At 38.4% G+C, this 5,530-nt stretch carries 6 protein-coding genes; 3 read left to right on the plus strand and 3 right to left on the minus strand.

The annotated features are described in order from the left end of the window. A partial coding sequence (locus tag Q0212_RS12250; protein ID WP_297925911.1) for a hypothetical protein occupies window positions 1-672 on the plus strand: 672 nt, incomplete at its 5' end. Window positions 673-752: 80 nt separating this feature from the next. On the opposite strand, the gene Q0212_RS12255 is transcribed toward Q0212_RS12250, so the two are convergent. The 3 genes from Q0212_RS12255 to Q0212_RS12265 form a co-directional block, all read right to left on the minus strand. Beyond that, a complete protein-coding gene (locus tag Q0212_RS12255; protein ID WP_297925913.1) occupies window positions 753-1,562 on the minus strand; it encodes a DUF2059 domain-containing protein in 810 nt (269 codons plus the stop codon). Window positions 1,563-1,626: 64 nt separating this feature from the next. Continuing rightward, window positions 1,627-2,499: a LysR family transcriptional regulator gene (locus Q0212_RS12260; RefSeq protein ID WP_297925915.1), complete on the minus strand. Its 873-nt coding sequence runs from the start codon at window positions 2,497-2,499 to the stop codon at window positions 1,627-1,629. Continuing rightward, a complete protein-coding gene (locus Q0212_RS12265; RefSeq protein WP_297925917.1) occupies window positions 2,496-3,662 on the minus strand; it encodes an alpha/beta fold hydrolase in 1,167 nt (388 codons plus the stop codon). The genes Q0212_RS12260 and Q0212_RS12265 overlap by 4 nt, the downstream gene beginning before the upstream one ends. Window positions 3,663-3,851: 189 nt before the next feature. Here Q0212_RS12265 and Q0212_RS12270 point away from each other — a divergent pair, with 189 nt between their 5' ends. Further along, on the plus strand, window positions 3,852-4,646 hold the full coding sequence (locus Q0212_RS12270) for an ABC transporter substrate-binding protein (protein WP_297925919.1): 795 nt from the start codon (window positions 3,852-3,854) through the stop codon (window positions 4,644-4,646). Beyond that, window positions 4,600-5,442 (plus strand): ABC transporter substrate-binding protein, encoded by an 843-nt coding sequence (locus tag Q0212_RS12275; RefSeq protein ID WP_297925921.1) that lies wholly within the window; start codon window positions 4,600-4,602, stop codon window positions 5,440-5,442. The genes Q0212_RS12270 and Q0212_RS12275 overlap by 47 nt, the downstream gene beginning before the upstream one ends. The last annotated feature ends 88 nt before the right edge of the window (window positions 5,443-5,530 follow it).

Consider the following 5,530-nt stretch of genomic DNA (forward strand, 5'->3'; position numbering starts at 1 on the left):
AAAGTAAAAGAAGGAGTTTATTCAGTATTTTCAGATAATTCAGGGGCTGAGTTATTTATACAATTCAATAAAAATAACGAATTTTTAGGTGTAAATCCGCACTTTAAAGGTAAAAGCAAAAGGACAGTTTGCTTGATAAATACAGTTGAAAGACCTGAAAGCGAACTTGATGGTGCTTTTTATGGTTGGGCAGACCCTTCAGAGAAAAATAATCCAGATAGTGGTCTGTATCCTTTTGTTTTTGACTTACCTGACTTCAAAACTATAGGGCAAATTGATTTTCCTAAAAACTTTGAAATTCAACTGACTGCATTTGCACAAGAATTAAGTATTTACGATAACGAACAACAATATAACGAAAGCCAAACCTCTGAACCCAAATGGGCGACTCAATCTTTTGTTCCAAGTGGACTTTTTTCGTTTGAAGAAAAAGACCCTGATCCACCTCAAGCATTCAGTATTTTTACAGGCATTATTAAGCAATACGAAAGAAAGCTTAATGAATTGACACACGAAGAGTTTTATTGGCTGCTTATTGATACATTGGGTGGTGAAATTGATGTTGTTGCTGACATTAGATTTTTTGAGAAAGAGCCTGTTGTAATGGGAATAGTGCAAGGACAATTTTGGCTATCAGGGCAACTTATAAATGCACCGAAAATAGAGTTATAGTAAAAGTAACCTATATGAATCATCACAAAAAACAGGATTAAATGCTTAATCTTTAATCCTGTTTTTTCGCTACATCAAACCTACGAACTCACCTTAAAACTACCCATACAATTTGGCAAAGCAGGGGCAATTGCCTCTGCCACACGCTCACCAAACTCCTTACCAATACTCAACATCGCCTCATTACGCGCCTTAAAATATTTTTGTCCAACCGCACTTTGGGCAAATTGCAAATACGCTTGCAAATCGGCATCACTCACATTCAAATATAAATTACTCAATGAGCGTTGCACCTGCCGCTCCATAAAAGCCACTTTATGACGTTTTGCCATTAACAAGCCAATATTAGAACCAGGAATTTGCCGAATCGCCAAACACTCATAACTATCTAAACGACTAATCACCGCATCAACACTGCTCATAAACACATTATGCAGCATGGTTGATAACAACGTAGCTTTAATAACATCAGCCGCTAAAGCCGTGCTATCAGAGCTTAAATTAACCCGCTCTCTAAAACTTTGTTCAGCTTGTAAAATATTTTGGCCTGTTGTTGACTGATAAAAATCAATTACTTGCTGTGTTTCTGCACTGCTTAATTTTTGCGACAGAGCTAAACGTAACTGTGTGTCGGTATAAGGATAGTTAATCGTGTCATCAATGCTTTTTTGCACATCATCTAAAAATTTTTGTGGAATCCATTCTTTAACTTCGGGGTCATACAATGGCGCTTCTAAATAAAAAAGCGGTGTACGAAATTGGCTAACCGTTAACAGTTGATTGATATTGGCATGGGGAGGCGGTGGAACAATAACGGTTGTTTGTTGCGGGACAGTTTGGCAAGCCGCTAAGGTTAAAAAGCTTAACACAATGCAAAATTTGGCAATCATAGGGTAATACGCGTTGTAGTTATAAATTGCCAAACAGAGTAAACATATCCGCTTAAAGCTTCAACTAATTTCGCTCCCGCAACACCGCTAACATAGCACTTGCAGCACGAGACAAGGTTCGACGGGGATGATAAACCACGCCCAAATCACGATGCATTTTTGCTGCTTCGGCTAAAGGCAATACCACCATTTCTTCATTGGCCATGCTGGCAGGCAACACACTCCAACCCAAACCAATCGACACCATCATCCGAATCGTTTCTAAATAATTGGTGGTCATGGTGACATTTAATTCTAAACCAGAACTTTTAAACAGCTCAGCAGCAATTTGTCGGGTAAAGGTGTTTAATGACGGCAAAATGGCAGGATGCCCTGTTAAATCCGCCAATTGAATATTGGCTTTGTTGGCCAAAGGATGGTCTTTACCTGCAACAAACGCCAAAGGATCATCCCAAATTTTTTCGGTTAACAAACGCGGATCCGCTACAGGTGGCAGCGTAACAATACCCAGTTCTAAATCACCACTTAACACCGATTCATAAGCCGCTTCGGAATCAATAAATTGAATATCTAAACGCACCTGCGGATAAGCTTGCGAAAAAGCACGCAAAGTAGGTGGCAAACGGTGTAAACCAATATGATGACTGGTGCCAATTTTTAAAATACCTGCCACATCACCTTGCAGTTTAGTCACACTGTTTCTAATTTCTTCAAAATCCAGTAACCATTGTTTGGCACGAGGCAACAAATTTCGGCCAGCTTCGGTGAGTTGTACTTTGCGACCTACACGATCAAACAAATTAACCGCTAAGGTTTCTTCCAAATTCTGCACACGTTTACTAATCGCAGGTTGGGTTAAATGTAATTTTTCAGCCGCTAATGAAAATGATTCAAAACGGGCAACTTCAATAAAAGCGGCTAAATCAGCAGTATTCATAAATCAAACTTTAACCATTGGCGCAACTGTTGATAAATGCGTTCATCACTAAGCATGGCTAAATGGCTCATATCGCTAAACGTCACACGATTAAGTTTAGGGGCAAACAATACATCCCCTTGCTCATCTTGGGCTAAAGCACTGCTCATTGGCACAATGCCATCGCCTAAAACATCATAATTCAGTTCAGATTTCCACAAGCTAGCAATTAATAAATGCTCAATATGCTCAGGTAAATGCGGCACAATATTGTCTTCGGTAATTCGCGCATAACGTAAATCTTTAATGCCCCGACTACGAATATTGCCCAAACGCATAAAAGGGCGAGTATAAGGGGTAATGTTTAATAAGTTATTGGCTTTATTGCCTAAACGTTCTAACGGTGCGCCCAAATGTGGACTTCCTAAATAAGCGGCATGGCTAATACGGCTTAACCAAGTATGTTGTTGTTTTTCTGCCCAGTCCATCGCACTACGCATCACCAAACCACCCATACTATGGCCAATTAACACGATGGGTTTGCCTTGGTTGGCAAAATGATCTTGTAATAATTGAGCAAATTCTTCGCCATTATGATGAATAGCGCGACCTGTGTTATAGCGTAACCACGCCACTTTGTAGCCTGATTGGGCTAATTCATGATAAAAATCTTGATGATGTTGACCACGTTGCCAATCTAAATCGCTTTCACATAAACCGTGTAAAAAAATCACATAACCTTTGGCTGGGTCAGTTGCCCAAGACGCTACGTCTAAAAAGTCGCCGTTTTCACCACGCAAAGATAAAGGAATGGCTAAAGGACTATCCCAAAACTCTAATTTATCACCAGAAACCCCATTAAAAGCAGCCTGAGAACGCACCGCCAAAGGATTGTTAAATTCTGTGGATTGAGGAGCTAAAATATGGCTTAACTTGGCTAATAAAGAAAAAGCAGTGGACACAATTTTATAAGGGAATGGTGCGTATTTGGCACTGGGTTGATGATGTTTGTTAAAAGGTGAGGGTAAGGCATTAATGGTACTATGTACTTCTGCAACCAAATGAGTTAACTCTTGTGCACCGCGCATGGCAACATGAATAATAGAGCTTGCCTGTTCAATGGTATTAGAGTAATTGTTGTTTTTAGATGTGTCTTTAATACTCATTATTTCGCTGTCAGACATGATAAACCTCTAAATTGGTGTACATATGTTCACTAATTTAGAGGGCTTTTGTGTTTTTGTCAAGTCGTGTTGGGTTGTTTATTAAGTAATCATTCTCGACACTGATTGTCAAACACGCTAGACTGAATAGAACAGATAGTTTCGCAAGGATGCCCTCAATCCATTCATTATAAAAATCGGAGGGTTTATATGTCTTTTAATTTACGTTTTAGTCCTGTGTTGCTGATATTGATGACGTCTTCGGCATACGCCGCACCATTACAAATTTGTGTTGATAAAATACCTAATCCACCATTTGCCTATTCAGAAAAAATACAAGGTGCGGGTAAGTTAAAAGGTTATAGTTTAGACATTATTCAAAAAGCACTTAAAACGATGGCGATACCTTATGCGGTGAAATTAGTCTCTAGTGCCGAGATTGCTAAAAAAATGCAAGATGCCAACCCAAATGCAGGTTGTGATATTGCTTTAGATGTACAAAAAGGCAGTAGTTTAGAATCAAGTGTTCTGTTAACCCATCCAATTTATCGCTTACATTTTGATTTGGTTTATAACTGGGAAACCTATATGTCAGGTTTGGGTATAAAAAACCTTGCTGATATGAATAAATTTAATGTTTGTGGTGTTAAAAATGTAGATTATGGCGCATTAAATAAACAACTAAAAATTCAAGAACATAATACAATTAAAGATGTGATGTTTAATATTAAAGCCAAAGAGTGTGATGTGTTTGTGGCCGAAGGAGTATTGATGCGTTATGGCCAACGTGCCAACCAATACCAAGTGCCACCTGTTGGTTGTATTCGCTTATCAGGCACCGAAAAAAGTTATCATATTGCGGTATCTAAGCATGTGCCTAATGCCAGCAATTTTGTCGGGCAAATACAGCAAGCAATCGGCACATTAAGCAAAGATATTGCTGTATTGGCAGAGGAATATGATGTTAACCCTATCAAGTGTCAGCAAACACTTAACATTAATTAGCCGCAGTTTTTTGTGGTTAGCTGGTGTTGGTATTTGTTTGGCAGCTTCGCAAGTACAAGCGGCTAAGTGGCAAGTTTGTTTAGATGAAAACCCTTGGCCGCCATATAGTTATCCCATTTCTGAACAAGATAATCAGTTAACAGGTTATACAGTCGATATTGCAACACAGGTATTATCTTATTTGCGTTTGGACTATGAGTTTGTCAGATTGCCGTGGGCAGAAGTGCATCAACGCGCCAAAAATTATCAAAAAAATGCACAGTGTGATATGGTTTTAGATGTTAGTTTGACTCCAGAAAGACAAAGCTATTTGTATTTTAGCCAGCCTTTGTATCAATTAAAATATAGCTTAGTTTATGATAATGGCCGCGTAGATGTAGCAAATTTAAGACAAAATATTAAGACTCGGCAATTTTGTGGTATACAAGGTTATAACTATGGTGTGTTGGCAGATTTTTTAGCGATTCGTCGTTTAGATTCAATACAAAATGTTTTGGATGCTTTAAATAACAAACAATGTGATTTTTTTATTATTGAAGCGGCAGTATTGCAAAATGCCATCAAAAAACAGCTTTATCAATTTAGTAATATGGGATGTATTAATTTAGAAGGGGCAACAAAAACTTATCGCTTAGGCATTGCTAAAAAAACACCACAGTCCGTTGCCTATAGTGCAGCTATTGATAAACACATCAATTTATTAAGACGGCAAGGCGTTTTAAGCCAATTAACAGATCACTATAGTTTAGAAGCCAAAAGTTGTCAGGGCAGTCTTAGTTTAAATAGCTTGCGCTAACGTAGGCTAGTCATTGTCGAAGGTTGTAAGCAACCTTGCCATAATTGATAAATCGCTTGTTCTAACTCATCATTAAAATCACGTTTTA

Source organism: uncultured Agitococcus sp., assembly GCF_937920075.1.
Classification (GTDB): domain Bacteria; phylum Pseudomonadota; class Gammaproteobacteria; order Pseudomonadales; family Moraxellaceae; genus Agitococcus.

Bases quoted from the DNA above. Each gene is read 5' to 3' on its own strand.
- Q0212_RS12255 (WP_297925913.1), bottom strand. From the start codon at position 1,562: ATGATTGCCAAATTTTGCATTGTGTTAAGCTTTTTAACCTTAGCGGCT.
- Q0212_RS12260 (WP_297925915.1), bottom strand. From the start codon at position 2,499: ATGAATACTGCTGATTTAGCCGCTTTTATTGAAGTTGCCCGTTTTGAA.
- Q0212_RS12265 (WP_297925917.1), bottom strand. From the start codon at position 3,662: ATGTCTGACAGCGAAATAATGAGTATTAAAGACACATCTAAAAACAAC.
- Q0212_RS12270 (WP_297925919.1), top strand. From the start codon at position 3,852: ATGTCTTTTAATTTACGTTTTAGTCCTGTGTTGCTGATATTGATGACG.
- Q0212_RS12275 (WP_297925921.1), top strand. From the start codon at position 4,600: ATGATGTTAACCCTATCAAGTGTCAGCAAACACTTAACATTAATTAGC.